Origin of the sequence: Burkholderia sp. BCC0044 (assembly GCF_902832955.1) — a bacterium.
In the GTDB taxonomy this organism is placed as follows: Bacteria; Pseudomonadota; Gammaproteobacteria; order Burkholderiales; family Burkholderiaceae; genus Burkholderia.
In genome coordinates this window covers 401,837-427,989 of record NZ_CADFDO010000005.1, presented here as the reverse complement: position 1 = coordinate 427,989, position 26,153 = coordinate 401,837, and the positions used below count along the sequence as shown (strand labels likewise).

At 67.7% G+C, this 26,153-nt stretch carries 24 protein-coding genes and 2 tRNA genes; 19 read left to right on the top strand and 7 right to left on the bottom strand.

Annotated elements, in window-relative coordinates:
* The first annotated feature begins 22 nt into the window (after positions 1 to 22).
* The 4 genes from phnY to HWX14_RS29965 all read left to right on the top strand — a co-directional run bounded on the left by phnY (position 23) and on the right by HWX14_RS29965 (position 3,890).
* Positions 23 to 1,477 (top strand): phosphonoacetaldehyde dehydrogenase, encoded by a 1,455-nt coding sequence (gene phnY / locus HWX14_RS29980; protein ID WP_175885900.1) that lies wholly within the window; start codon positions 23 to 25, stop codon positions 1,475 to 1,477.
* Between the two features lie 180 nt (positions 1,478 to 1,657).
* A complete protein-coding gene (locus HWX14_RS29975; RefSeq protein ID WP_124556217.1) occupies positions 1,658 to 2,440 on the top strand; it encodes an amino acid ABC transporter substrate-binding protein in 783 nt (260 codons plus the stop codon).
* Between the two features lie 14 nt (positions 2,441 to 2,454).
* Positions 2,455 to 3,135, top strand: a complete 681-nt coding sequence (locus tag HWX14_RS29970) for an ABC transporter permease subunit (RefSeq protein WP_166724466.1) — start codon at positions 2,455 to 2,457, stop codon at positions 3,133 to 3,135.
* A complete protein-coding gene (locus HWX14_RS29965) occupies positions 3,132 to 3,890 on the top strand; it encodes an amino acid ABC transporter ATP-binding protein (protein WP_175885899.1) in 759 nt (252 codons plus the stop codon). Before HWX14_RS29970 ends, HWX14_RS29965 begins: the two co-directional genes overlap by 4 nt.
* A 30-nt stretch (positions 3,891 to 3,920) precedes the next feature.
* Here the strand turns inward: HWX14_RS29965 and HWX14_RS29960 are convergent, their stop codons facing one another.
* Complete coding sequence (locus HWX14_RS29960; RefSeq protein ID WP_175885898.1) at positions 3,921 to 4,736, bottom strand: alpha/beta hydrolase; 816 nt, start codon at positions 4,734 to 4,736, stop codon at positions 3,921 to 3,923.
* 81 nt (positions 4,737 to 4,817) lie between these two features.
* Here HWX14_RS29960 and HWX14_RS29955 point away from each other — a divergent pair, with 81 nt between their 5' ends.
* Positions 4,818 to 5,432: a CGNR zinc finger domain-containing protein gene (locus HWX14_RS29955; RefSeq protein ID WP_175885897.1), complete on the top strand. Its 615-nt coding sequence runs from the start codon at positions 4,818 to 4,820 to the stop codon at positions 5,430 to 5,432.
* 36 nt (positions 5,433 to 5,468) lie between these two features.
* Here the strand turns inward: HWX14_RS29955 and HWX14_RS29950 are convergent, their stop codons facing one another.
* Both HWX14_RS29950 and HWX14_RS29945 read right to left on the bottom strand, forming a co-directional pair.
* On the bottom strand, positions 5,469 to 6,515 hold the full coding sequence (locus HWX14_RS29950; RefSeq protein WP_175885896.1) for a DUF3592 domain-containing protein: 1,047 nt from the start codon (positions 6,513 to 6,515) through the stop codon (positions 5,469 to 5,471).
* A gap of 181 nt (positions 6,516 to 6,696) precedes the next feature.
* Positions 6,697 to 6,772: transfer RNA gene (locus HWX14_RS29945), tRNA-Lys, on the bottom strand.
* Between the two features lie 190 nt (positions 6,773 to 6,962).
* On the opposite strand from HWX14_RS29945, the gene HWX14_RS29940 reads away from it, so the two are divergent.
* Entirely contained in the window at positions 6,963 to 7,367 is a 405-nt protein-coding gene (locus HWX14_RS29940) for a PaaI family thioesterase (protein ID WP_006477449.1), read from the top strand.
* A gap of 8 nt (positions 7,368 to 7,375) precedes the next feature.
* On the top strand, positions 7,376 to 8,242 hold the full coding sequence (locus HWX14_RS29935; protein ID WP_175885895.1) for a patatin-like phospholipase family protein: 867 nt from the start codon (positions 7,376 to 7,378) through the stop codon (positions 8,240 to 8,242).
* 54 nt (positions 8,243 to 8,296) lie between these two features.
* On the opposite strand, the gene HWX14_RS29930 is transcribed toward HWX14_RS29935, so the two are convergent.
* On the bottom strand, positions 8,297 to 9,310 hold the full coding sequence (locus tag HWX14_RS29930) for a D-2-hydroxyacid dehydrogenase family protein (RefSeq protein WP_050011116.1): 1,014 nt from the start codon (positions 9,308 to 9,310) through the stop codon (positions 8,297 to 8,299).
* A 425-nt stretch (positions 9,311 to 9,735) separates the two neighbouring features.
* Here HWX14_RS29930 and HWX14_RS29925 point away from each other — a divergent pair, with 425 nt between their 5' ends.
* Positions 9,736 to 10,785 (top strand): LysR family transcriptional regulator, encoded by a 1,050-nt coding sequence (locus HWX14_RS29925; RefSeq protein ID WP_175885894.1) that lies wholly within the window; start codon positions 9,736 to 9,738, stop codon positions 10,783 to 10,785.
* 141 nt (positions 10,786 to 10,926) lie between these two features.
* Here the strand turns inward: HWX14_RS29925 and HWX14_RS29920 are convergent, their stop codons facing one another.
* The 3 genes from HWX14_RS29920 to dprA all read right to left on the bottom strand — a co-directional run bounded on the left by HWX14_RS29920 (position 10,927) and on the right by dprA (position 15,457).
* The gene (locus tag HWX14_RS29920) at positions 10,927 to 13,524 is read right to left on the bottom strand and encodes a DNA topoisomerase III (protein ID WP_175885893.1); all 2,598 of its coding nucleotides are present in this window, start codon (positions 13,522 to 13,524) and stop codon (positions 10,927 to 10,929) included.
* 193 nt (positions 13,525 to 13,717) lie between these two features.
* Positions 13,718 to 14,098: a thioredoxin family protein gene (locus HWX14_RS29915; RefSeq protein ID WP_175885892.1), complete on the bottom strand. Its 381-nt coding sequence runs from the start codon at positions 14,096 to 14,098 to the stop codon at positions 13,718 to 13,720.
* A gap of 36 nt (positions 14,099 to 14,134) precedes the next feature.
* On the bottom strand, positions 14,135 to 15,457 hold the full coding sequence (gene dprA / locus HWX14_RS29910) for a DNA-processing protein DprA (protein WP_244130377.1): 1,323 nt from the start codon (positions 15,455 to 15,457) through the stop codon (positions 14,135 to 14,137).
* Positions 15,458 to 15,642: 185 nt separating this feature from the next.
* Here dprA and def point away from each other — a divergent pair, with 185 nt between their 5' ends.
* The 11 genes from def to queE all read left to right on the top strand — a co-directional run bounded on the left by def (position 15,643) and on the right by queE (position 26,136).
* Positions 15,643 to 16,146, top strand: coding sequence for a peptide deformylase (gene def / locus HWX14_RS29905; RefSeq protein WP_006477461.1), 504 nt, complete (start codon positions 15,643 to 15,645; stop codon positions 16,144 to 16,146).
* A 34-nt stretch (positions 16,147 to 16,180) separates the two neighbouring features.
* Positions 16,181 to 17,173, top strand: coding sequence for a methionyl-tRNA formyltransferase (gene fmt / locus HWX14_RS29900; RefSeq protein WP_175885890.1), 993 nt, complete (start codon positions 16,181 to 16,183; stop codon positions 17,171 to 17,173).
* Between the two features lie 120 nt (positions 17,174 to 17,293).
* Positions 17,294 to 17,932, top strand: coding sequence for a LysE family translocator (locus HWX14_RS29895; protein ID WP_175885889.1), 639 nt, complete (start codon positions 17,294 to 17,296; stop codon positions 17,930 to 17,932).
* Positions 17,933 to 18,032: 100 nt separating this feature from the next.
* Positions 18,033 to 18,890 (top strand): zinc metalloprotease HtpX, encoded by an 858-nt coding sequence (gene htpX, locus HWX14_RS29890; protein WP_077217374.1) that lies wholly within the window; start codon positions 18,033 to 18,035, stop codon positions 18,888 to 18,890.
* 231 nt (positions 18,891 to 19,121) lie between these two features.
* Positions 19,122 to 20,513, top strand: coding sequence for a 16S rRNA (cytosine(967)-C(5))-methyltransferase RsmB (gene rsmB / locus HWX14_RS29885; RefSeq protein ID WP_175885888.1), 1,392 nt, complete (start codon positions 19,122 to 19,124; stop codon positions 20,511 to 20,513).
* Positions 20,510 to 21,100 (top strand): DUF4390 domain-containing protein, encoded by a 591-nt coding sequence (locus HWX14_RS29880; RefSeq protein WP_006477467.1) that lies wholly within the window; start codon positions 20,510 to 20,512, stop codon positions 21,098 to 21,100. Before rsmB ends, HWX14_RS29880 begins: the two co-directional genes overlap by 4 nt.
* Complete coding sequence (gene esaS / locus HWX14_RS29875; protein ID WP_175885887.1) at positions 21,090 to 23,504, top strand: sensor histidine kinase EsaS; 2,415 nt, start codon at positions 21,090 to 21,092, stop codon at positions 23,502 to 23,504. The genes HWX14_RS29880 and esaS overlap by 11 nt, the downstream gene beginning before the upstream one ends.
* A complete protein-coding gene (gene esaR / locus HWX14_RS29870) occupies positions 23,505 to 24,206 on the top strand; it encodes a response regulator transcription factor EsaR (protein WP_006495385.1) in 702 nt (233 codons plus the stop codon).
* Between the two features lie 60 nt (positions 24,207 to 24,266).
* Positions 24,267 to 24,342, top strand: a tRNA-Phe gene (locus tag HWX14_RS29865).
* A gap of 350 nt (positions 24,343 to 24,692) precedes the next feature.
* On the top strand, positions 24,693 to 25,427 hold the full coding sequence (gene queC, locus HWX14_RS29860) for a 7-cyano-7-deazaguanine synthase QueC (protein WP_175885886.1): 735 nt from the start codon (positions 24,693 to 24,695) through the stop codon (positions 25,425 to 25,427).
* A gap of 76 nt (positions 25,428 to 25,503) precedes the next feature.
* Positions 25,504 to 26,136, top strand: a complete 633-nt coding sequence (gene queE / locus HWX14_RS29855; RefSeq protein ID WP_050011126.1) for a 7-carboxy-7-deazaguanine synthase — start codon at positions 25,504 to 25,506, stop codon at positions 26,134 to 26,136.
* The last annotated feature ends 17 nt before the right edge of the window (positions 26,137 to 26,153 follow it).

The following is a 26,153-nucleotide window of genomic DNA, read 5'->3' as shown; positions in this document are numbered from 1 at the left end:
GCATCCTCGAAGGGACACAGTCATGAACGCCATTGCAGCATCGACGGATGTCCGCGAGCTTCGTCGCGAAGCACTGCGAATCGACGGTGAAAAGATCTACCGCGACGCGGTGATCGAAGTACGAAACCCGTACGACGGCGCGCTGGTCGGCACCGTGCCGAAGGCGACGCTCGGCGACGTGCGCCGCGCCTTCGCGGTCGCGCGTGCATACCGGCCGACGCTCACGCGCCACGAGCGCGCGGCGATCCTGCGCCGCGCGGCCGACATCGTGCGCGCACGCACCGCGGAGATCGCGGCGCTGATCACGGCCGAGGCCGGGTTGTGCGTCAAGGATTCGACGTACGAAGCCGGCCGCGTGGCCGACGTGCTGACGTTCGGCGCGGGCGAAGTGCTGAAGGACGACGGGCAGATCTTCTCGTGCGATCTGACGCCGCACGGCAAGAAGCGCCGCGTGTACACGCAGCGCGACCCGCTGCTCGGCGTGATTTCGGCGATCACGCCGTTCAATCATCCGATGAACCAGGTCGCGCACAAGATCGTGCCGTCGGTCGCGACCAACAACCGGATCGTCGTGAAGCCGTCGGAGAAGGTGCCGCTGTCGTGCTATTTGTTCGCGGACATCCTGTACGAAGCCGGCCTGCCGCCGCAGATGCTGCAGGTGATCACCGGCGACCCGAAGGAGATCGCCGACGAATTGATCACGCACCCGGCGATCGACATGATCACGTTCACCGGCGGCGTGTCGATCGGCAAGTCGATCGCCGCGCGGATGGGGTACCGGCGCGCGGTGCTCGAACTCGGCGGCAACGATCCGATCATCGTGATGGAGGACGCCGATCTCGACGAAGCGAGCACGCTCGCGGTGTCGGGCTCGTACAGGAATTCCGGGCAGCGCTGCACGGCGATCAAGCGGATGCTCGTGCACGAGGCGGTGGCCGATCGCTTCACGGAACTCGTCGTCGAGAAGACGCGCGCGTGGTCGTACGGCGATCCGTCCGATCCGTCGGTCGACATGGGCACGGTGATCGACGAAGCGGCCGCGAAGTTCTGCGAGCAGCAGGTGAACGACGCGATCGCGCGCGGGGCGCGGCTGCTGGTCGGCAACGTGCGCGACGGCGCGCTGTATGCGCCGACGGTGGTCGATCGCGTGACGCCCGACATGCCGCTGGTGAAGCATGAAACCTTCGGCCCGGTGTCGCCGATCATGCGCTTTCGCGACATCGACGAAGCGATCCGGATGTCGAACAGCACCGACTACGCGCTGTCGTCGTCGGTGTGCACGAACCGCTTCGACCACATCACGCGCTTCATCACCGAGCTGGAAGTCGGCAGCGTGAACGTGCGCGAGGTGCCGGGCTACCGGCTCGAACTGACGCCGTTCGGCGGCGTGAAGGATTCGGGGCTCGGGTACAAGGAAGGCGTGCAGGAAGCGATGAAGAGCTTCACGAATACGAAGACGTATTCGCTGCCGTGGTAAGCGGCGTGTAAGGCGCTCGCGCCGGCGTGGCGGCCGGTGCGGGCGTTATTCGATCGGCTCATATCGTTAGCGGATTTGCGTTTTTGCCGGGCCCCGACGCATCGGTAGAATTCGCGGACCTCTCGAACGGCGCGGGCGCGCCGGCGGGATGATCCTCTCCAATCATTCGGGGTCCGCACCATGAAATTCCTCCGCTCCATCCTGGTCGTCGCGCTGCTGCAGGCCGTCGCGGCCACCAGTGCGCTGGCTGCCGACGACCTGTCGCAGATCAAGTCGGCCGGCGTATTCCGCGTCGGCACCGAAGGCACCTACGCGCCGTTCACGTACCACGACGAGACGGGCAAGCTGACGGGCTTCGACGTCGACATCGCGACCGCGATCGCGCAGCGTCTCGGCGTGAAGCCGCAGTTCGTCGAAGGCAAATGGGACGGGCTGATCGCGGGCCTCGACGTGAACCGCTACGACGCGGTCGTCAACGAAGTGTCGATCACCGACGCGCGCAAGGCGAAATACGATTTCTCGACGCCGTACATCACGTCGCACGCGGTGCTGATCGTGCGCGCCGACAACACGACGATCCGCTCGTTCGACGACCTGAAGGGCAAGAAATCCGCGAACACGCTGACCAGCAATTTCGGCAAGCTCGCGGCCGCGCACGGCGCCGACGTGGTGCCCGTACAGGGCTTCAACGAATCGATCGACCTGCTGACGTCGGGCCGCGTCGATGCGACGATCAACGACTCGCTGTCGTACCTCGATTTCCGCAAGCACAAGCCCGACGCGAAACTGAAGATCGCGGCGACCGACAAGACCGGCGCGGGCGACGCGTCCGGCGTGCTGCTGCGCAAGGGCAGCCCTGCGCTGGTGGCCGCGATCGACAAGGCGCTCGCGGACATCAAGGCGGACGGCACCTACGCGAAGATCTCGCAGAAGTACTTCGGCCGCGACGTGTCGCAGCCGTGACGCGAGGCTGAACGATGCCGGCCTGGCTGCACCTGATGGTGGAATCGTTGCGCCCCCTGCTGGTCGCGGGGCTCGTGTTTACGGTGCCGCTCACGCTCGCGTCGTTCGCGATCGGCCTGTTGCTCGCGTTCGGCGCGGCGCTCGTGCGGCTGTTCGGGCCGCGCTGGGCGCAGGCCGTCGTGCGGTTCTATATCTGGTTGTTCCGCGGCTCGCCGCTGCTCGTGCAGTTGTTCGTGATCTTCTACGGATTGCCGAACGTCGGCATCGTGCTCGATCCGCTGACGGCCGCCGTGATCGGCTTCTCGCTGAACGTGGGCGCGTACAACGCGGAGGTGATCCGCGGCGTGATCGAGTCGATCCCGAAGGGGCAATGGGAAGCTGCGTACTCGATGGCGATGACGCGCGCGCAGGCGCTGCGCCGTGCGATCCTGCCGCAGGCCGCGCGCGTCGCGCTGCCCGCGCTGTCGAATTCATTCATTTCGCTCGTGAAGGACACGTCGCTCGCGGCCGTGCTGACCGTGCCCGAGATCTTCCAGGCCGCGCAACGCATCGCGGCCGTGACCTACGAGCCGCTGATTCTCTATACCGAGGCCGCGCTGATCTATCTGTTGTTCAGCTCGGTGCTGTCGTCGCTGCAACGCCGGCTGGAGCTTCGCTTCGGCCGCCACGCGCTGTTCCAGGCGGAGTTGCGATGATCCGGCTCGAACGCATCGGCAAGTCGTTCGGCGCGCATCGCGTGCTGAGCGGAATCGACCTCGCGTTGCAGCCGGGCAGCGTGACGGCGCTGATCGGCCCGTCCGGCAGCGGCAAGAGCACGCTGCTGCGCTGCGTGAACCTGCTCGAGGTGCCGGAGGCGGGGGCGCTGGTTGTCGGCGATGCGCGCATCGACTTCGTGTCGGCGCGCCGGCCGTCGCGCGACGCGGTGTTCGCGGTGCGCAAGCAGACCGGCATGGTGTTCCAGAACTTCCAGTTGTTTCCGCACCTGAGCGTCGTGCAGAACGTGATGGAGGGGCTCGTGACCGTGCAGCGCTGGCCGCGCGAACAGGCGCGCCAGCGGGCGCTCGCGCTGCTCGACAAGGTCGGCATCGCGGACAAGGCCGACGCATGGCCGGCCACGTTGTCGGGTGGGCAGCAGCAGCGCGTGGCGATCGCGCGGGCGCTTGCGCCGTCTCCGCAGGTGCTGCTGTGCGACGAGCCGACGTCGGCGCTCGATCCGGAGCTGTCCGTCGAAGTGGTCGAGGTGCTGCGCCAGCTCGCGCGCGAAGGCACGACGATGCTGATGGCCACGCACGACCTGCGCCTGGCCGCGTCGATCGCGCACGATGCGGTGTTCCTCGCCGATGGCCGCATCGTCGAAGCCGGCGCATCGCGCGACGTGTTCGGCCGGCCGCGCGACCCGCGCACCGCGAAGTTCGTCGCGACGCTCGCGCAAGGCGCGCCGGTGTTCTGACGCGACACGCAACACGCGCTGCGGTGAGGCTCAGCCGGGCGCGTACCCGTCGAGCACGGCCGCGACGATCGCTTCCGGCGCATCTTCCTGAACCAGATGGCCCGCATGCGGGACCCGGATCAGCCGGCCGTTCGCGATGCGGTCGGCCAGCGCCTGTCCTTGCTCGAGCGGAATCCACACGTCGTCCTCGCCCCACACGATGCGCACCGGAAAGTCCGGCGGCGCGTAGCGGGCCTCCGCTTCCTCGATGTAGCGCTGGCGCATCTGCGCGATCTGGCGATAGAACGCGGCCTGGCCGGCCGGCGTGAGCCACGGCTCGCGGTAGATCGACAGCACGTCGTCGCTCGGCGGTCGCGCGACCGCCTGGCCGATATAGGCCGACAGGAGCGCGCGATGCGCGTACGCGGGCAAGCCGGTGAACGCGGCTTCGTGCTGCGCGACGTGACGCACGAACGGCGAGCCTTGCGGCGCGATCGCGACCGGGTTCACGAGCGTGAGATCCGCATACGCGATGCCGTCGAGAAAGTGCGCGCGCAGCACGGTTGCGCCGCCGTAGTCGTGCGCGAGCACGCGCGGCCGCGACAGTTTCCATTCGTTCAGCAGCGCGCCGAACAGCGCGTTCTGACGGCCCAGCGACACGTCGGCGTCCGGCATGTCGGACTGGCCGTAGCCGAGCAGGTCGTAGAAATACACGCGATGGCGCCGCGCGAGCCACGGCGCGATCCGGCGCCATACCTGCGACGAAAACGGCGTGCCGTGCACGAGCACGAGCGGCGGGCCGTCGCCGAGCGTGCCCCATGCAATCCGGTGGCCTTCGAAATTGAAGCGGTTCGGGAGTTCGAGCATCGGCTTCTCCGTGATAACCTGTTTCGGTTGTTAACAGGTTACGCCGGATTGTCCGGATGTGAAACCGATAGGTGAAAATAAATGGTTACTCGATCCGACCCGACGCGGCACGGGCACGAATGGTGCGCGGCCGATTTCGTCGGCGGCCATCCGGCGCTCGATTTCCTCAACACGGTGGCCGACACGGGCAAGACGCGCGACGAGGAGAAGCTCGTCGACTGGCCGGCCGTGCGTGCGTGGGCCGCGAAAGCGGGGCTGCTGGCGCCGGACGATCTGGCGCGGCTGCTGCGTCATCCCCGGCAGGACGGCCCGGACGAGCTCGCGGCGCTGCGCCGCTTTCGCGACGACGCGTACGTCGCGATCGCGCACCTGACGGCCGAAGGCGGCGGCAGCGCGGGCGCGCGCGCGGCGGACCGGCTCGCGGTGACGATCCGCGAGGCGATCGGGCGCAGTGCGTTCGACGCGGTCGGCGGCCGCTTCGCGTGGCGGCTCGATGCGCGTGGCGCGTCGCGCTGGATCGATGCGGCCGCGCTCGGTTTCGAGCATCTGATGCGCAGCGACGATTTCGCGCGCGTGCGGCAGTGCGGCCGGTGTACGTGGTTCTTCGTCGATCGCGGCCGCGGCGTCGGCCGGCGGTGGTGCGACATGCGCACGTGCGGGAACCGCGCGAAGGTGGAGGCGTTCAGGGAGCGGTGACGCGCGCGCCGCGACGGTTGCCGCGCCGCGCGTGCATCATCGGGCGGCTTCGTGCGGCCGATGATCGGGCCATAACGTCGCGGCGACGAACAGCCCCGCTGCCAGGAACGGCGCGCCGATCGCGAACAGGATGGCCGTGAGGCCCCAGCGATCCCAGAAGCGGTCGACGAGTGCGCGCTCGGGCGTGACGGGGTCGTACAGCACGTTGACCGCGTCGCCTTCGTGCAGGCCTGGGTGCGACGACGCCGAGCCCTGGGCGAACGTGATCAGCCGCCCGCTGTCGGTCGTGAACGCGACGACGGCCGAATACAGCGCCGTGCGCGATCGAGACGATCGGCCGTTTTTCGCGATCTCGACGACGTGGCCGGTCGAGCGCGCATAGTGGTGAACGATCTGCCACTGACGCAGGCCGGTTGCGCCGGCACCCGCGAGGAAGCCCGTGCCGATCGCGATCGGAATCAGCACGATCGCGACATCCCAGCGGCGTCGTGCCCGCGTGCGTGCGGCGCGCGATGGCGATGGGTCCGCTTTCCGGCGGCGCCGCTCGCCCGCGATCAGCAGGCCGCCGATCGCGAACGACGCGACGGCGAGCAGCGCCGGCACGGCCACCGGAAACCAGCGTTGCGTGAAATCGTCGACCAACGCGGGGCGTTCGGGGTGGCCGGGGTCGAGCAGGACGTCGACGTTTTCGCCGATGTCGTAGGCGGGGACCGTCGACGCGGTATTGCCGGCGACTTCGCGGCGCTGGCCGTCGTTCGCGAGGTACGCGACGATCGGCCGGTACGCGCGCATCGCATCGTTGTCCTGGACGATGCGCACGACGGTGCCCGGCGCGCGCACCAGGTGGCCGGGTTCCCGGCTTGCCGTGACGGCGAGCACGCCGGCCAGCACGGACAGGACGACACCGATCGTCAGCGCGACCAGCGCGTCCTTACCCGGCATGACGCGATCCGGTTCGTGCGTCGCGCGGCTTCGGGTGTGCCCCGGTGAGCGGCCCATCGCGACGGACAGGCCGATATTGACGCAACCATGCCCTCTGAATGGTTGCGTCTCGTTCACATGCTTCCATGTCTGACGTCCCATGTTCTCTCAGTGCCGGCGGGCAAACGACGATGCCTGGCGCCGGTCGTGTGATATTTGTCGGACGATTCTAGCGGAAACGCTGCGCCACGGGCGGATGGGCTGCGAAGGGCGCGCGCCGCGAGTACGGCGCGCCAAAACGGAAAAGGCCGGTCAGCTTTCGCTGACCGGCCTTTGGAATTCCTGGTGGGGCGTGAGTGACTCGAACACTCGACCTACGGATTAAGAGTCCGCTGCTCTACCAACTGAGCTAACGCCCCCAACAGAAGAAAGATTATGCCGGGGTTTTTAGGGCATGGCAAGCCCTTTGTGCAAATTTCCTGAAAATATTTCGTCAAGACAACGGCGGTTGCCAGCGCGGCAACGAGCGGTCGCAGTTCGCGCGCTCCCGGTATGATGACGCCACACGCGTTGCGCGGCGGTCGCGCAATGTTTTCTGGACACTCGAAGATGGACGAAAACGCAGTCCGCGAATTGCTGGATCGCCTGCTGGCCCCGTGGGTCCGCTCGCTCGGTCTGGTCCCCGTGTCGATCGGCGATGACAGCGTCACGCTGCGCCTGCCGTTTTCCGGCGAGTTCCGTCATTCGGGCGGCATCATCTGCGGCCAGGTGTTCACGGCCGCCGCCGACACCGCGATGGTGGTCGCGATCTCGGCCGCGCTCGGCGAATTCCGGCCGATGACGACGGTGTCGCTGAACACGAACTTCATGCGTCCCGTGCGCAAGGGCGACGTGCTCGTCACCGCGCGCGTGCTGCGGATGGGCCGCAACCTCGTGTTCGGCGAGGTCGAGCTGTTCGACGAGGACGGCAAGATGGCCGTCCACGCGACGTCGACCTACGCGCTCGTCAGCTGAGCGGCGCGATGTTCGACCAGATCGTCTTCGCGGGCGGCGGCAATCGCTGCTGGTGGCAGGCCGGCTTCTGGGACGTCGCGCAGCCGGCCCTCGACCTGCGCCCGCGCGTGATCACCGGCATCTCGGCCGGCGCGGCCACCGCCTGCATGCTGTATACGCGCGATGCCGCGTGGGTGATGCGCTATTACGAAGAGGCGCTGCGCCACAACCGGAAGAACGCGTACTGGGGCAACCTGTTCGGGCGCGAGCCCGTGTTTCCGCATTACCGGATCTACCGCCAGGCGCTGCTCGACATCTACGGCGAGCCGTTCGCGAAGCTTTCCGCGGCGCCGGAGATCCGCATCGGCGTGTCGCACGTGCCGCGCTGGCTCGGCGCGCGCAGCGCGGTGGCCGCCGGCCTCGTCGCATACAACATCGAAAAGTACGTGCGCAAGACGCTGCACCCGACGCTCGGGCGCACGCTCGGCTTTCGGCCCGAATTCGTGCGCGCGCAGGCCTGTACGCAAGTCGACGAACTCGCCGACCTGATCCTGCAGTCGTCGTGCACGCCGCCGTTCACGCCGGTCCTGCGGCGCGGCGGCCGGCCGGTGCTCGACGGGGGGATGGTCGACAACGTGCCGGTCGATGCGCTCGATCCGTCGCCGGGCGACGTGCTGGTGCTCGTCACGCGGCTGTATCCGCGTCCGCAGATGTTCACGGTCGCGCATGGCGACCAGCGGCGGCTGTACGTGCAGCCATCGAGCAAGGTGCCGATTTCGAGCTGGGATTACACGAGTCCGTCGCAGATGCGGCATGCGTACGATCTCGGGCGGCGCGACGGCGAGCACTTCCTCACGCGCGTCGGCGCGATGACGGGCGGCCGCGTGGCCGCCTGACGATCGATCGGGAACGGCGCAACGGGGGCCACGCGACACGCGCAGCCCGTGCGATCAGCGCTTGCGGATCGGCGTCAGCGCTTCCGGGTTGGCGACGCTCGACATGTCGCCGTCGTCGAACGCGAGAATGTTGCGGAATGCGGCACTGAAATACAGCTCGTAGCTTTCGCGTTCGACGTAGCCGATGTGCGGCGTGCAGATCACGTTTTCCATCCGCAGCAGGCTGTAGCCCTGCAGGATCGGCTCGCTTTCGAACACGTCGATCGCGACCATCCCCGGCCGGTTGTGCGACAGCGCGTTGACGAGCGCGTTTTCCTCCAGCAGCTCGGCGCGGCTCGTGTTGACGAGCAGCGACGTCGGCTTCATCCGCATCAGGTCTTCCTGCTTGACGATGCCGCGCGTGTCGTCGTGCAGGCGCAGGTGCAGCGACAGCACGTCGCTCTGCTCGAACAGCGCCTCGCGGCTGTCGGCGGCCGTATAGCCGTCGGCGCGCGCGGCTTCGAGCGAATGCTCGCGGCCCCAGATCAGCACGTTCATCCCGAACGCCTTGCCGTAACCGGCGACGAGCCGGCCGATCTTGCCGTAGCCCCAGATGCCGAGCGTCTGGCCGCGCAGCACCTGGCCGAGGCCGAAGTTCGGCGGCATCGCCGACGTTTTCAGGCCCGACTGCTGCCACGCACCCTGCTTCAGGTTCGCGACGTACTGCGGAATGCGGCGCTGGGCGGCCATCACGAGCGCCCAGGTCAGCTCGGCCGGCGCGACCGGCGAACCGGTGCCTTCGAGCACCGCGACGCCGCGGTCGGTACACGCGTCGAGATCGATGTGGCTCGACACGCGGCCGGTCTGGCTGATCATGCGCAGGTTCGGCAGCTTGGCGAGCAATTGCGACGTAATCGGGGTCCGTTCACGAATCAGCACGAGCGCCTCGACTTCGGCCAGACGGCTGGCGAGCTGTCCCAGGCCGCGCACCGTATTGTTGAAGACCTTTACGTCGTGGCCGGCGAGCATCTCGAAGCAGTTCAGCTTGCGGACGGCGTCCTGGTAGTCGTCGAGGATGGCAATTTTCATGGTGAACGGGGTGTCGCGCGTTGAAAGCGGCAGGGGCGGCGGCGCGTCTTGCGCACCCGTTCCGCCCGGCCGGGGCCGACATGATGCAACGCCGGCCGTCTTCTTGGTGTCTTTTTAACAGGTTGTTACGCTCCGCCGCAATCGGCCTCAGCCACCCCGCCCGCCGCGCGCGCCGTGCCAAGGGGTGCGCTGCTGTGTCGCATCGAACACGTCCTTCCTGATTCGGCCGCTTACTCGACGAGGTTCACCCAATTGTTGCTCCAAGCAGAATAATTGGATCAACTATCCGCGGAGGGCGAGGATTTTTGACTATTTTTATCGTCAAGAGCCCCCTTGTTGAGCAACTCTGCATCATTTCCGCTGTCGTAGGAGAATTACGCATTTGCTTCATCTTTTTGAAGTTGTAACAGCGGCAGGAGTCGTTTATGGATCATTTGCAGTCGATGCGCGTGTTCGTCAAGGTTGCAGATCTCGGCAGTTTCGCGCGGGCCGCGAGCGCAATGGATATCTCCAACGCGGTCGCGACGCGCCACGTCGCCGATCTGGAAGGCCGGCTCGGCACGCGTTTGCTTAACCGCACCACGCGCAGCCTCTCCCTGACGGAGTCGGGTCAGGTCTATCTGGAGCGTGCCCGCCAGATCCTCGACGAGCTCGAGGACGTCGAGCAGATGGTCGTCGCACGCAATCACGAGCCGGTCGGCACGCTGCGCATCGTCGCGCCGGTCGTGTTCGGCCTGCACAACCTCGCTCCCGTGCTGCAGTCGTACACGGAGAATTTCCCGAAAGTGGTGCCCGATCTCACGCTGGTCGACCGGCAGGTCGATCTCGTCGAGGAAGGCTTCGACGTCGGCATCGTCGTCACGCGCCAGATGCGCAGCGCGAGCATCGTCACGCGGCGCCTGACCACCGGTTGCATGACGGTGTGCGCGACGCCCAGCTATCTGGAGAAGCACGGCGTGCCGATTCATCCGGAACAGCTCGCCGAGCACCCGGCCCTGAGCCTGCCGACCGAATACTGGGGCGACGAGCGCGTGTTCACGGGGCCGGACGGCGAAGTGCGCGTGCGCCCGACCAACGTGATCGTCGCGAACAACACCGCGATGCTGCGTCAGTTCGCGTTGCTCGGGATGGGCGTCGCGATCCTGCCGAGCTACCTGATCGGCAGCGACATCGCGCGCGGTGCGCTGGTGCGGCTGCTGCCGGAGTTCCGGCTGCCGCAGGTCGAGATCAACATCGCGTACCCGAGCCGGCGCCATCTGCCGGCGAAGGTGCGCACGTTCATCGACCACCTCGTCGAACATTTCAGCCACTCGACCGACGCGACGATGGGCGAACAGTGGGCCGCGCAAGCCGCGACGATGCCGCCGATCGGCGTCGAGATGCGTGCCGAGCAGCCCGAATCGACCGATCCGAACCTCCAGCCGCGTATTGCGCGCTCGCCGCGCACGCGCGTGGCGGTGCCGTCGCCGCTGTAACGGCTCGGCGGCTCGACGGGGCGGCTGCCCGTCAGCGCGACGGCCGGCACAAATGAAAAACGCGGATCGATCGATCCGCGTTTTTTTATGGCTGCGTGCCGGAGCCGGACGCGCCCGAAGCGGCGTCCGGCGGCCGGGCCGTCACGAACCCGTCTTGCGCGCCGGCGTCTTGCGAGCGGCGGTCTTGCGGGCCGGTCCCGGTTTCTCTTCGGCGCCTTCGGTCACGGTTTCGGCATCCTTCGTCGCCGATTTGGCCGTCTTCTTCGCGGCGGCCGCCTTCGGCTCCTTCTTTTCGAACTCGAAGCCGATCTTGCCGTCCGGCTGCTTCACGAGGAACGCCTTGAAGTTGCGGCCGGTACGCGACGACTTGAAGTTCGGCAGCAGATCCGTGCGGCCGTCGGCCAGCAGCTTGCCCATCTGCTCGCGCGTGATTTCCTGCTGCAGGATCACCTTGCCCGAGCGGAAGTCGCAGGTCTTCGGGTTCGCCACCGAGTGCTCGCACACGTAGCTCATCCCGTGCTCGAACACGCGACCCTTGCACTTCGGGCACGCGCCGACCGGTTCCTGCGCGGAGAAGTCGGGCGCTTCGCCTTCCTCGCCGCCCTGGTCCTGGCCGAAATCGAACTCGAGCTTGTAGTTCTTCGTCTCGTCGTCGAAGGACAGCTTGAGGATCGCCGAGAACGGGCGGCCCATCTTGCTGCGGAACCCGGACAGCGGACCGATTTCCTTCTTCTGCAGCAGCTCCTCGACTTCCGGGATCTCGAACTGCCGGCTGCCCGGGATCTTCGAGATCGAGAAGTCGCACTTCGTGCATGCGAAGCGGCGGTAGTTTTCCTTCACCTGGCCGCCGCAGTTCGGGCACGGCGTCTCGAGCGTCGCGTAGTCGCCGGGGATCGTGTCGGAATCGTATTCCTTCGCGCGCTTGACGATCTGCTGCGTCATGCGGGCGATTTCCTGCATGAACGCGTCGCGGCCGAGATTGCCGCGCTCCATCTGCGACAGCTTGTATTCCCATTCGCCGGTGAGTTCCGGCGCGGTGAGTTCCTTCACGCCGAGGCCGCGCAGCAGCGTCATCAACTGGAAGGCCTTCGCGGTCGGGATCAGTTCGCGGCCTTCGCGCAGCAGGTACTTCTCGCCGAGCAGGCCTTCGATGATCGCCGCGCGGGTCGCCGGCGTGCCGAGGCCCTTCGCGGCCATCGCCTCGCGCAGCTCGTCGTCCTCGACCAGCTTGCCCGCGCCTTCCATCGCCGACAGCAGCGTCGCTTCCGAGTAGCGTGCGGGCGGCTTGGTCACGAGCGCGACGGCGGCAATCTCGTCCGTCTTCACCTTCTCGTCCTTCTGGACCGGTACGAGGTTCGCGTCCGCGCCTTCGGCGTCGCGGCCGTACACCTGCAGCCAGCCCGGCTCGACGAGCACCTTGCCTTCGGTCTTGAAGTGATGCCCGGCGACTTCGGTGATGCGCGTCGTCACGCGGAATTCGGCTGCCGGGAAGAACACCGCGAGGAAGCGCTTCACGACCAGGTCGTACAGCTTCTGCTCCGGCTCGGACAGCGACTTCGGCGCCTGCAGCGTCGGGATGATTGCAAAGTGGTCGCTGATCTTCGAATTGTCGAAGATCCGCTTGTTCGGCTTCACCCAGCCCTTGTCGAGCACCTGCTTCGCATGCGGCAGGTAGTTGTTGCTCTCCTTGAGCATCTCGAGCGTGGACTGGACCGTCGACAGATAGTCTTCCGGCAGCGCGCGCGCGTCGGTACGCGGGTAGGTCAGCACCTTGTGCTTTTCATACAGCGCCTGGGCGAGGCCGAGCGTGTTCTTCGCGGAGAAGCCGAAGCGGCCGTTCGCCTCGCGCTGCAGGCTCGTCAGGTCGAACAGCAGCGGCGACAGTTGCGTCGACGGCTTCGATTCCTCTGACACCGTGCCCGTGTGGTCGCGGCACGCGGCGACGATCGTCTCGGCCGCGGGCAGGCTCCACAGGCGGGAGTCGCGTTTTTCCGGATCGAATTCGTCGCGCTTGAATTTCGGGTCGTACCACCGGCCTTCGTAGAAGCCGCCGGCGCAGACGAACTGCGCTCGCACTTCCCAGTAGTCGCGCGGGACGAAGCGGCGGATTTTCTCTTCACGTTCGACGACGATCGACAACGTTGGCGTCTGGACGCGGCCGACGGTGGTCAGGAAGAAGCCGCCGCCCTTGCTGTTGAACGCGGTCATCGCGCGCGTGCCGTTGATCCCGACGAGCCAGTCGGCTTCCGAGCGGCAGCGGGCGGCGTCGGCGAGCGGTTGCATGTCCGAGTCGCTGCGCAGGTTCGCGAAACCGTCGCGGATCGCCTGCGGCGTCATCGATTGCAGCCACAGCCGCTGGACCGGCTGCTTCGCCTTCGCGTGCTGCGCGATCAGGCGGAAAATCAGCTCGCCTTCGCGCCCCGCGTCACATGCGTTGATCAGGCGGTCGACGTCCTTGCGCTTCATCAGCTTCGTGAGCACCTTGAGACGCGACTCGCTTTTTGCGATCGGGTTCAGGTCGAAATGCGGGGGAATGACGGGCAGATGCGCGAAACTCCATTTCCCGCGCTTGACCTCGTATTCCTCCGGGGCGGCGATTTCCAGCAGGTGGCCGACAGCGGACGAAAGGACGAAATCGTCGCTCTCGTAATACTCGTCATGCTTGGTAAAGCCGCCCAAAGCGCGTGCGATGTCGTTCGCGACAGAAGGCTTTTCCGCAATGATCAGTGCTTTGGACATGACAGGTGTGTGTTGGTAGACCGGGTACGCCGGTGTGGGTCCCTTTTACGACCGCTTTATAGCACACGCCGCAGCGACGGCGGCTCGGCGTGTAAAAAGCGGCTCATCATAGAGGGGGGCCGCAACGGCGGCAAGCGCCCGGCGCGGCGGGGGCGCGCGAACCTGCGCCAAACCGCCGCGCCGGCCCGCGAATTCAGGCTTCGACGTTCAGGACGTCGCGCAATTTCGGTGCGTGCGGCGCACCGGGCACCGCGCTCAGGTCGGACAGCATGCGCTCGACGATCGCCGCGTGCGGCAGCACCGTGCCGAAGAAGCGTGCGGTGTGGGCATCCTCGATCAGGATGGTCGGGAAGTTCTCGACGTCGAGATCGTCGAGCCGGTCGGCATGGGTTTCGATGTCGATCCACGCAAAGCAGGCGTCCGGATGCGCGTCGGCGAGCTGGTCGAAGGCGATCCGGTAGTCGCGGCACGTGCCGCACCAGTCGGCGCACAGGCACGCGACCAGCAACGTGCCGGGATCGGCGAGGCGCTCGGCGATCCGATCTGCATCGGTGTCGAGATTCAGCGCGGGCATGAAATTCCTTGGGTAGCGTCGGCGGCCAGGCCGCCCCTATGCTGGGGAATGTAGCACGCCCCGCGCAGACGGGGTGGGCGCCGGGTCAAGCCGCGCGAAGCGTCCGCCGGCGACGCTCGCGACGCGGCCGGCCAGTTCCAGCGCGAGCAGCGCGCCATGCAGCACGTCGTCGGACAGGCCGCTGTGCTCGGCGAGCCATTCGTATGTCACGGGGCCGTATCCCAGCGCGGCGAGCACCGCCTGTTCCGACGGGTTGCGCGGTGGCGGGGCTTCGATTCGAGGGGGCGGCGGCGCGGCCGCAACGGCGCGATCCGCTGGCGCGACGCCGGCCGCTTCGGGCTCGCGAATCGCGGCGGCGTTCGCGTTCGCGCCCCGGTTGCCGGCCCGCGCCGCGCTGCCAGTCGGGCAGGCGGCCGGCTCGCCCAGCCCGTATTCCTCGAGCACGTCGAGCGGCGCCGCGGTGAGCTTCGCGCCATCGCGGATCAGCGCATGGCAGCCCTGCGCGAGCGGGGCATGGATCGAACCCGGCATCGCGAACACGTCGCGCCCCAGTTCGTTCGCGAGCCGCGCGGTGATCAGCGAGCCCGAGCGCGGCGCGGCCTCGACGACGAGCACGCCGATCGCGAGCGCGGCGATCAGCCGGTTGCGCTGGGGGAAATGCGCGGCGCGGGCCGGCGTGCCGAGCGGCCATTCCGACACGATCGCGCCGTGCGCGGCGATCTCGTGGGCGAGCGCGCGGTGCCGCGCCGGATAGACGAGATCGGCGCCCGTCGCGATCACCGCGACGGTGCCCGAGCGGCCGTCGAGCCCGCCGCGATGCGCGGCCCCGTCGATCCCGAGCGCCAGCCCCGAGACGATCGTGAGGCCCGCGTCGGACAGCGCGTGGGCGAAATGCGTGGCGTCGGCGAGCCCCTGCGGCGTCGCATGGCGGCTGCCGACCACGGCGACGCCGCGTGCGTGCAGCAGGTCGAGCCGCCCCTTTACATATAGCAGCGGCGGCGGATCGTGCAGGTCGCGCAGCCGCGGCGGGTAGGCCGGGTCGCCCAGCGTGACGAGCACGTTGCCCGGCCCGTCGAGCCACGCGAGCGCGGCGCCGGTGCGCGTATCGAGATCGTCGCGCTCGCTCGCGCGCACGGCCTGTGCGGCGGCGGGGCTGCTCACGGCGGCGATGGCATCGTCGGACGCGCGCAGCAACGCCGCCGGCGAGCCGAATACGCCGAGCAGCACCTGCAGCACGGCGGACGGAAGACCGGGCGCATGCGCGAGCTGCAGCCAGGCGCGCAGCGCGGCGGGTGTCAGCGCTTGCGGCGACATGAGGCAGCCCTCGAATGCGGCGACCAGCGGAGCGCGTGGCGCCATGATAAAATTTTCATCATCCGAAATACTCGACAGGGCCGTGCGCGCAGGCGCGCGGCCAATTGCAGGAGGCGAGATCCGCGGCATTGATATGCCGCGCATCCGCCTCATCTTCATTGCATCCCGGCGGCGGCGCCAGCCGGCCGGATGGCCGATGCGGCACGCCGCTTCACCGAATACCGAACACCATGGCTTTGCTCAATATTCTTCATTACCCCGACAAGCGGCTGCACAAGGTCGCCAAGCCCGTCGACAAGGTCGACGACCGGATCCGCAAGCTCGTCGCCGACATGGCCGAGACCATGTACGCGGCGCCCGGCATCGGCCTGGCGGCCACGCAGGTCGACGTGCACGAGCGCGTGATCGTGATCGACGTCTCCGAGGAAAAGAACGAGCTGCGCGCGTTCATCAACCCGGAAATCGTCTGGTCGAGCGACGCGAAGCAGATCTATGAAGAAGGCTGCCTGTCGGTGCCGGGCATTTACGACGAAGTCGAACGCCCCGACCACGTGCGCGTGCGCGCGCTCAACGAGCAGGGCGAGACGTTCGAGCTCGACTGCGAAGGGCTGCTCGCCGTGTGCGTCCAGCACGAGATGGATCACCTGATGGGCCGCGTGTTCGTCGAATACCTGTCGCCGCTCAAGCAGACGCGTATCAAGACGAAGATGAAGAAACTCGAACGCGCGATGTGATGCGCGTGCGCCCAGCCCGACCCCGAACGCTGTCATGACCCATACGTTGCGCGTGATTTTTGCCGGCACGCCGGAATTCGCCGCGGCTGCCCTTGCCGCGATCCACGAGGCCGGTTTCCCGGTGCCGCTCGTGCTCACCCAGCCCGATCGCCCGGCCGGCCGCGGGATGAAACTCCAGGCCAGTGCCGTGAAGCGCTACGCCGTCGAGCACGGGATGACCGTCGCGCAGCCGCCGTCGCTGCGCCGCGCGGGCAAGTACCCGGCGGAGGCGGCCGACGCGATCGAGCTGCTGCGCACGACGCCGCACGACGTGATGGTGGTGGCCGCGTACGGCCTGCTGCTGCCGCAGGAAGTGCTCGACATCCCGCGCGCCGGCTGCATCAACATCCACGCGTCGCTGCTGCCGCGCTGGCGCGGCGCCGCGCCGATCCATCGTGCGATCGAGGCCGGCGACGCCGAGACGGGCGTCACGCTGATGCAGATGGACGTCGGCCTCGACACCGGCGCGATGATCGAGGAGGCGCGCATCGCGATCGCGCCCGACGATACGACCGCGACGCTGCACGACCGGCTCGCCGCCGACGGCGCGCGGCTGATCGTCGACGCGCTCGTGCGGCTCGAGCGCGACGGCACGCTGCCGGCGACGCCGCAGCCGGCCGACGGCGTGACCTACGCGGAAAAGATCGGCAAGCACGAAGCGGCGCTCGACTGGCGCAAGCCGGCCGACGCCCTCGCGCGCCAGGTGCGTGCGTTCGATCCGTTCCCGGGCGGCGTCGCGACGCTCGACGGCGCGGCCATCAAGCTGTGGGCGGCCGAGCCCGTGGCGGCGCGCGGCACGATTGCGACCGAAGCGCCCGGCACGATCGTCGAAGCCGCGCCGGAAGGCGTGGTGGTCGCATGCGGCAGCGGCGCGCTGCGGGTCACTCAACTGCAGAAACCGGGCGGCAAGCGGCTGCCCGCGCGGGAATTCCTCGCCGGTTCGCCGCTCGCCGCGGGCCAGCGGTTCGCGCTGCCCGACGTGGACTGACAGGACCTGAGCGCCATTCGACCCGGTTTGCCGGCCCGGCGCAATTGGCCGGACGGCCGAGTCGCGCGGGGCGGCACGCACGCGTAGAATTTCCCTGCGCTCTCCGGTTTCGAGGTCTTCATGTTCGGCATCACCCATTTCGGCTTCTTCGTGTTCGCGGTTTTCCTGCTGAACATCACGCCCGGCCCCGATACGGCCTACATCGTCGGCCGCAGCGTCGCGCAGGGGCGCGGCGCGGGGCTGATGTCGGCGTTCGGCATTTCGGCCGGCTGCTGCGTCCACGCGCTCGCCTGCGCGTTCGGCCTGACCGCGCTGCTGGCCGCGTCGGCAACCGCGTTTACGGTGATCAAGCTGGTCGGCGCCGCGTACCTGATCTATCTCGGCGTGCGGATGATCATCGCGAAGCAGGCCGCCGCGCCGGGCGCCGAAGCCGCGCAGGCCGCGGCCGCCAAGCCGCTGCGCCAGTTGTTCATGCAGGGTTTCTGGACCAACGTGCTGAATCCGAAGGTCGTGCTGTTCTTCGTGTCGTTCTTCCCGCAGTTCGTGTCGGCCGACAGTCCGCACAAGGCCTGGGCGTTCCTGACCCTCGGCGCGGTGTTCGTCGCGATGAGCACGGTGTGGACGAGTCTGGTCGCGTGGGTGGCGGGCAGCGTCACGCAGCGCTTTTCCGGCAAGCCGGGCGTCAGGAAGTGGCTCGACCGCACGGTCGGCAGTGCTTTCGTCGGCCTCGGCCTTCGTCTTGCAAGTTCGCAACGCTGAGATTGAATTTTTCCGGCAAGCCCTTATCTAACAAATCGCTTACAATTTTCCGCCGTGCGCTGTGATGCGCGGCGGGTCCCCTGACGGATAAGGAGTGGGTATGTTCAATTGGGTCAAAACGGCGATGCTGATGGCCGCGATCACGGCCCTGTTCATCGTGATCGGCGGGATGATCGGCGGCTCGCGCGGCATGACGATCGCGCTGCTGTTCGCGCTCGGCATGAATTTCTTCTCGTACTGGTTCTCGGACAAGATGGTGCTGCGCATGTACAACGCGCAGGAAGTCGACGAGAACACGGCGCCGCAGTTCTACCGGATGGTGCGCGAGCTGGCCACGCGGGCGAACCTGCCGATGCCGCGCGTCTACCTGATCAACGAGGATGCGCCGAACGCGTTCGCGACGGGCCGCAACCCCGAGCACGCGGCAGTAGCCGCGACGACGGGCATCCTGCGCGTGCTGTCGGAGCGCGAAATGCGCGGCGTGATGGCGCACGAGCTCGCGCACGTGAAGCACCGCGATATCCTGATCTCGACGATCACCGCGACGATGGCGGGCGCGATCTCCGCGATCGCGAACTTTGCGATGTTCTTCGGCGGGCGCGACGAGAACGGCCGGCCGGCCAACCCGATCGCGGGTATCGCGGTCGCGCTGCTCGCGCCGATCGCAGGCGCCTTGATCCAGATGGCGATTTCGCGGGCCCGCGAGTTCGAGGCCGACCGCGGCGGCGCGCAGATTTCCGGCGATCCGCAGTCGCTGGCCACCGCGCTCGACAAGATCCATCGCTATGCGGCGGGCATCCCGTTCCAGGCGGCCGAGGCGCATCCGGCCACCGCGCAGATGATGATCATGAATCCGCTGCACGGCGGCGGCCTGCAGAACCTGTTCTCGACGCACCCGGCCACCGAGGAGCGCATCGCGCGCCTGATGGAGATGGCGCGCACCGGCCGCTTCGAGTGACCCTCGCGACCCGCGCGGCCGTTGCCGCGCGGGGCCGCCCCGCCACCCCGCATGCTTCGCGCTGCGGGGTGTTTCATTTGTGCGCGCCGTAAAGGGGCCAAAGGAGCGGCATGGCCGCACGCTACAATGCGCGGTTTGGGATCGCCCGGCCATCTGGCGGTTGCGATCCCGCCGTTTGCCGTACCCGATTGCCGCGCCTGTTTGCCGCGCTTGTTTGCCGATTCCGCACCGATGACACGACCCCGTTCTTCCGCTTCGACTTCTTCCGGCCGCCCGGCGCGCCTGGCCGCGCTGCACCTGGCGCCCGATTCGCTCGGCTTCGCGCTCGACGCGGCCGCGCAGGCGGTCGATGCGGTGCGACGCGGCACCGCGTTGCCGGCGGCGCTGTCGGCGGTATTCGCGCAGATTCCGTCCGGTGCGCAGGCGCTCGCGCGCGGCGCGACCCAGGACGTCGCCTACCGGACGATGCGCCGCCTCGGCAGCGCGGATTGGCTGATCGGCAAGTTCGTCAGCAAGGCGCCGCCCGCGCACGTGCACGCGGTGCTCGCCGGCGCGTTCGCGCTGCTGCTCGACCCGGCGGACGAGGCCGCGTACCCGGCGTTCACGGTGGTCGACCAGGCCGTCACCGTCATCGGTGCGCGGCGCGAATTCGCGTTCGCGAAGGGGATGGTCAACGCGGTGTTGCGCCGTTTCCTGCGCGAGCGCGACGCACTGGTCGCGGCGATGCAGGATGACCCGGTCGCGCGCTGGAACTACCGCGCGTGGTGGGTCGACGCGGTGAAGCGTGCATGGCCCGACGCGTGGCAGGCGATCCTCGTGGCCGGCGAGCGTCAGGGGCCGCTGACGCTGCGCGTGAATGCGCGTCGCGCGAGCGTCGATGCGTATCTCGACACGCTGCGCGCGAGCGGAATCGACGCGACCGCGATCGGCCGGCATGCGGTGCGGCTCGCGTCGGCGCTGCCGGTCGAACGCATTCCGGGCTTCGCCGACGGCGTGGTGTCGGTGCAGGACGCCGGCGCGCAGCTCGCGGCCGAATGGCTCGGCGCGCGCGACGGCATGCGCGTGCTCGACGCGTGCGCGGCGCCCGGCGGCAAGACGGGCCATATTCTCGAACTCGCCGATGCGGAAGTCGTGGCGCTCGAGAGCGACGCAACGCGCGCCGCGCGGATCGGTGAAAATCTCGTGCGCCTGTCGCTCGAAGCGAATGTGTGTGTCGGTGACGCCGGCACGCCGGACGCGTGGTACGACGGGCGCCCGTTCGATCGCATCCTGGCCGACGTGCCGTGCTCGGCGTCCGGCATCGTGCGGCGGCACCCCGACATCCGCTGGCTGCGCCGCGAGGCCGACATCCCGGCGCTGGTCGCGGAGCAGCGCCGCATCCTGTCGGCGCTGTGGCCGCTCGTGAAGCCGGGCGGCGAACTGCTTTACGTGACCTGTTCGATCTTCCCCGAGGAAGGCGAATTGCAGGCCCGCTGGTTTGAAGCGGCCTGTGAAGATGCGGTACGATTGGACGCCCCCGGCCAACTGCTGCCGGGCGGCGTGCAGGGACGGGCGGCCGCCGGCGCACTCGACCAGAACACCGATCACGACGGATTTTTCTACGCGCGGTTTCAGAAACGGTGACGATCAAACACCTTTTTCCCTTTCGGCTCGCGGCCGTCTTGCTGGTCGCGTTGACGCTGTGTCTGGCCGTCGTCCGGCCGGCGCATGCCGAATCGATCGCCGTGCAGCGCGCGTCGCTCCAGTCCGACGGAAGCGGCTGGAGCCTCGACGCGCGGTTCGACTTCGAGCTGAATCCGAACCTCGAGGATGCCGTCAACAAGGGCATCCCGCTTTACTTCACGACCGACTTCGAGCTGAGCCGCGCGCGCTGGTACTGGTTCGACGAGCAGCCGGTGGCGGTCACGCAGACGATCCGCCTGTCGTTCCAGCCGCTCACGCGCGAGTACCGCGTGTCGACGGGCGGCCTGCAGCTCGGCTTCCCGTCGCTGAAGGATGCGCTCGCGGTGGTCCGCCACATCACGTCGTGGCACGTGATCGACCGCAACCAGGTGCGCGCGGGCGAAACCTACACGGCGTCGGTGCGGATGCAGCTCGATACGGCGCTGATGCCGAAGCCGTTCCAGGTCGATGCCGTGAACAACCGCGACTGGACGCTCGGGTCCGACTGGAAGCGCTTCAACTTCACGGTGACCGAACGTGCTAAATAAAGTACGCCGCGCGGCCAGCGGGAAGAGCCTCCTCATCCGCGTGATCGTCTCGACGGTCGCGCTGACCGCGCTGCTGCTGCTCGTGCTGCTCGCGGCCGCGAGCGCGAACACCGAATTCTTCGACCGCTACTACTCGTGGCTGTACGCGACCAACATCGTCGTCGCGCTCGTGTTCCTGCTCGTGGTGCTCGGGCTGATCGGGATGATCGTCGTGCGCCTGAGGAAGGGCAAGTTCGGCACGCGGCTGCTCGCGAAGCTCGCGGTGTTCTTCGCGCTCGTCGGCGTGGTGCCGGGCGGGATCATCTACATCGTGTCGTACCAGTTCGTGTCGCGCAGTATCGAATCGTGGTTCGACGTGAACGTCGAGACGGCGTTGACGGCCGGCCTGAACCTCGGCCGCGGGATGCTCGATGCGTCGCTGTCCGACCTGCAGACGAAGGCGCGGCTGATGTCCGACCAGCTCGCGAGCGTGGATGCGAACACGAACGGCACGACGCTCACGCTGCTGCGGCTGCGCGACCAGTTCGGCATGCAGGACGCGACGATCGTCGAGCCGAGCCGCGGCGGCTCGGGCGCGGCGCCCGACCTGCACATCGTCGCGCAGGCGTCGGGCAATTTCGCGGCGCTGATTCCGGACGACCTGCCGACGCCGCTGATGCTGAGCCAGGCGCGCGAACACGGCGCGTATGCGGCGATCGAGGGCGAAGTGGACGGCGACCCGCGCGCGCATGGCGCGAAGGGCCCGCTGCGGCTGCGCGTCGTGCGGCCGATTCCCGATGCGACGACGTCGCTGCTGCAGCCGGCGGAGCGGTTCCTGCAGCTCACGCAGCCGGTGCCGCCGGGGCTCGCGCACAACGCGGACGCCGTGCAGCGCGCGTACCGCGAGTACCAGGAAAAATCGCTCGGCCGCACGGGCCTGCGCAAGATGTACATCGGCACGCTGACGCTCGCGCTGTTCCTCGCGACCTTCATCGCGATGATGCTCGCGCTCGCGCTCGGCCAGCAGCTCGCGCGGCCGCTGTTCCTGCTCGCGCAGGGCACGAAGGAGATCACGGAAGGCGACTACACGCCGAAGCGCGAGATCAAGACGCGCGACGAGCTCGGCTTCCTCACGCAGTCGTTCAACGCGATGACACGCCAGTTGTCCGAGGCGCGGCTCGCGGTCGAGAAGAACCGCATCGCGCTCGAGCATTCGAAGACGTATCTGGAGAGCATCCTCGCGAACCTGACGGCCGGCGTGTTCGTGCTCGACCGCCAGTTCCGGCTGACGACGGCCAATCGCGGCGCCGAGCGGATCTTCCGGCAGCCGTTCAACTCGCTGATCGGCACGACGCTCGACCGGATCGGCGTGGCCGCCGGGTTCGGCGCGATGGTGCGCAAGGCGTTCGCCGATCGCGAGGCGGCGTCCGACGGCGGCAGCGGCGATCGCGGCCACTGGCAGCAGCAGTTCGCGATCGAGGTGCCGGGCGAAACCGATCCGCTGACGCTGCTGGTGCGCGGCACGCGGCTCGTGTCGACGGTCGAGGGGCAGGCCGACGATCCGCAGACGTCCGGCTACGTCGTCGTGTTCGACGACATCTCCGACGTGATTTCCGCGCAGCGTTCGGTCGCGTGGGGCGAGGTCGCGCGGCGGCTCGCGCACGAGATCAAGAATCCGCTGACGCCGATCCAGCTGTCGGCCGAGCGGCTGCAGATGAAACTGTCGGACAAGCTCTCCCCGCCCGATGCGGACGTGCTCAAGCGCGGCGCGACGATGATCGTGAACCAGGTGGCCGCGATGAAGCGGATGGTCGACGATTTCCGCGAATACGCGCGCACCCCGCCGGCGGTGCTCGCGAACCTGCAGTTGAACGAACTGGCGAGCGAGGTGCTCGGGCTGTACGGCGTCGGCGAAGGCAAGAGCCCGATCGTCGCCGAACTCGCGCCGTCGCTGCCGGTGATTCGCGGCGACGCGACGCAATTGCGCCAGGTGATTCACAACCTGCTGCAGAATGCGCAGGATTCGGTTGCGGAGTCCGCGCATCCGCGTGTGTTGATCGAAACCAAGACAGTAGAATATGGCGACCCCGACGCCGAGGGCAAAACGCGCGTCGCGGTACGTCTGACCGTGTCCGACAACGGGCCCGGTTTTCCGGCACGCATCCTGACCCGCGCGTTCGAGCCTTACGTGACGACGAAGGCGAAGGGCACGGGGCTCGGGCTGGCCACGGTCAAGAAAATCGTTGACGAGCACGGCGCGCGGATCGATCTGCGCAATCGCATGCACGGCGAGACCGTCGAGGGTGCGCAGGTGTCGATTCTGTTCCTGCAGATGGCGAGCGATACGCCAGGCGCCGAACCGGGTGCGCAGGACGGGGCGACTCCCGCCAAGACAAAAGCAAGTGAGCAGACAAAGGCAGCGTAAATGGCAACCATCCTGGTGGTAGATGATGAAATGGGCATCCGGGAATTGCTCTCGGAGATCCTCAGCGATGAAGGACATGTCGTCGAGGCGGCGGAGAACGCGCAGGCCGCGCGGGAATACCGGCTGAATCAGGCGCCCGATCTCGTGCTGCTCGATATCTGGATGCCCGATACCGACGGCGTCACGTTGCTCAAGGAATGGGCGGCGCAGGGGCTGCTGACGATGCCCGTGATCATGATGTCCGGGCACGCGACGATCGATACGGCCGTCGAGGCGACCAAGATCGGCGCGCTCGATTTCCTCGAGAAACCGATCGCGCTGCAGAAGCTGCTGAAGTCGGTCGAGCACGGTCTCGCCCGCGGCGCGGCGCCGGTGTCCGCGAACGCGGCGGCGAAGGCGGGCGGCGGGCAGGCCGCGGGGCCGGCGGCGGTCGCGTCCGCGGCGGCGCTGCCGACGCTCGGCGACGACATGGCGTCGGCGCTCGGCCTCGCGGGCCAGACGGCCGCGATCCCGTTCGACATCCCGTTGCGCGAGGCGCGCGATGCGTTCGAGCGTGCGTACTTCGAATATCACCTCGCGCGCGAGAACGGCAGCATGACGCGCGTCGCGGAGAAGACGGGCCTCGAGCGCACGCACCTGTATCGCAAGTTGAAGCAACTCGGCGTCGAGCTCGGCAAGAAGCCGTCCGAAGGCGCGCTGTAAAAAATTTCGCGAAAGCACTTGCTCGGGGGCGAATAGCTCGATATACTTTCATTCTTCGTTGGCCCGGTAGCTCAGTTGGTAGAGCAGCGGATTGAAAATCCGCGTGTCGATGGTTCGATTCCGTCCCAGGCCACCAGCATTTAAAACCCCAAGAATCGGAAGGTTCTTGGGGTTTTTCGTTTGTGGTGGGTATCGCGTGTCGTGGGCGGCGAGCCCGGCAGCATTCGCCGGGGCATGATAAAATCCGTGCCCGCTCAATGACTTAGCGCATCGCTTCATGCGCATGGCAGGCTGCCCGCGGCGCGCCTGTCGTGGCGCGCGGCAACGATGCCGCCCGATGAGCGGTATAAGCGCGCCGCCGCATTCGCGGCCGACCGCGCTGCCTATACTGGTCGGGCCGGCGCAGGCCGGTCGCGTCGGCCGCCCGGCGGCAGCCGGCCTCGGGGCGCAGTGCGACGCGAGCCTACACATTCACGGAGTATCACGGTGATTCGGACAGACGCTAAAGACGGCGCGCTCGTGTTGTTTTCCGGCGGGCAGGATTCCGCCACGTGCGTGGCATGGGCCCTCGAACGCTACCAGACGGTCGAGACGCTCGGCTTCGATTACGGCCAGCGTCATCGCGTCGAACTCGAGTGCCGCGAAGGCGTGCGCGAAGCGCTGAAGCACAGGTTTCCGGCGTGGTCGGACCGGCTCGGCGACGATCACATGATCGACCTGTCGGTGCTCGGTGCGATCAGCGATACCGCGATGACGCGCACGATCGAGATCGAGACGACGGCCAACGGCCTGCCGAACACGTTCGTGCCGGGCCGCAACCTGATGTTCATGACGATCGCCGCGGCGATCGCCTATCGCCGCGGGCTGCGCGTGCTGGTCGGCGGGATGTGCGAAACCGATTTTTCGGGCTATCCCGACTGCCGCGACGACACGATGAAGGCGCTGCAGGTCGCGCTGAATCTCGGGATGGACACGCGCATCGTGCTCGAGACGCCGCTGATGTGGCTCGACAAGGCGCAGACCTGGCAGCTCGCCGAACAGCTCGGCGGCGACGCGCTCGTCGAACTGATCCGCGTCGAGACGCACACGTGCTACGTGGGCGAGCGCGCGGAGCTGCACGACTGGGGCTTCGGCTGCGGCGAATGCCCGGCCTGCAAGCTGCGCAAGCGCGGCTACGAGGCTTACCTGAAGGGCGAGCGGGTGACCGAAGCGCCGCTGTGACGCGGCTCGCGCGGGCAGCGCTTGATGGACAACGGATTCTGATCGACAACGAGCGGCGCGAGCCGGACGAAGCACGATGACTTACGCGGTCAAGGAAATTTTCTACACGTTGCAGGGCGAGGGCGCGAACGCGGGCCGGCCGGCCGTGTTCTGCCGGTTCGCCGGCTGCAACCTGTGGTCGGGCCGCGAAGAGGATCGGGCGGAGGCCGTGTGCCGCTTCTGCGATACGGACTTCGTCGGCACCGACGGCGAGAACGGCGGCAAGTTCAAGGACGCCGCCGCGCTCGTCGCGACGATCGCCGGCCTGTGGCCGGACGGCGAGGCGCACCGCTTCGTCGTCTGTACGGGCGGCGAGCCGATGCTGCAGCTCGACCAGCCGCTCGTCGACGCGCTGCATGCGGCCGGCTTCGAGATCGCGATCGAGACCAACGGTTCGCTGCCGGTGCTCGACACGATCGACTGGATCTGCGTGAGCCCGAAGGCCGATGCGCCGCTCGTCGTCACGAAGGGCAACGAACTGAAGGTCGTCGTGCCGCAGGACAACCAGCGGCTCGCCGACTACGCGAAGCTCGATTTCGAGTATTTTCTCGTGCAGCCGATGGACGGCCCGTCGCGCGACCTCAACACGAAGCTCGCGATCGACTGGTGCAAGCGTCATCCGCAGTGGCGGCTGTCGATGCAGACCCACAAATATCTGAACATTCCCTGAGCCACGGCTTTTGACAT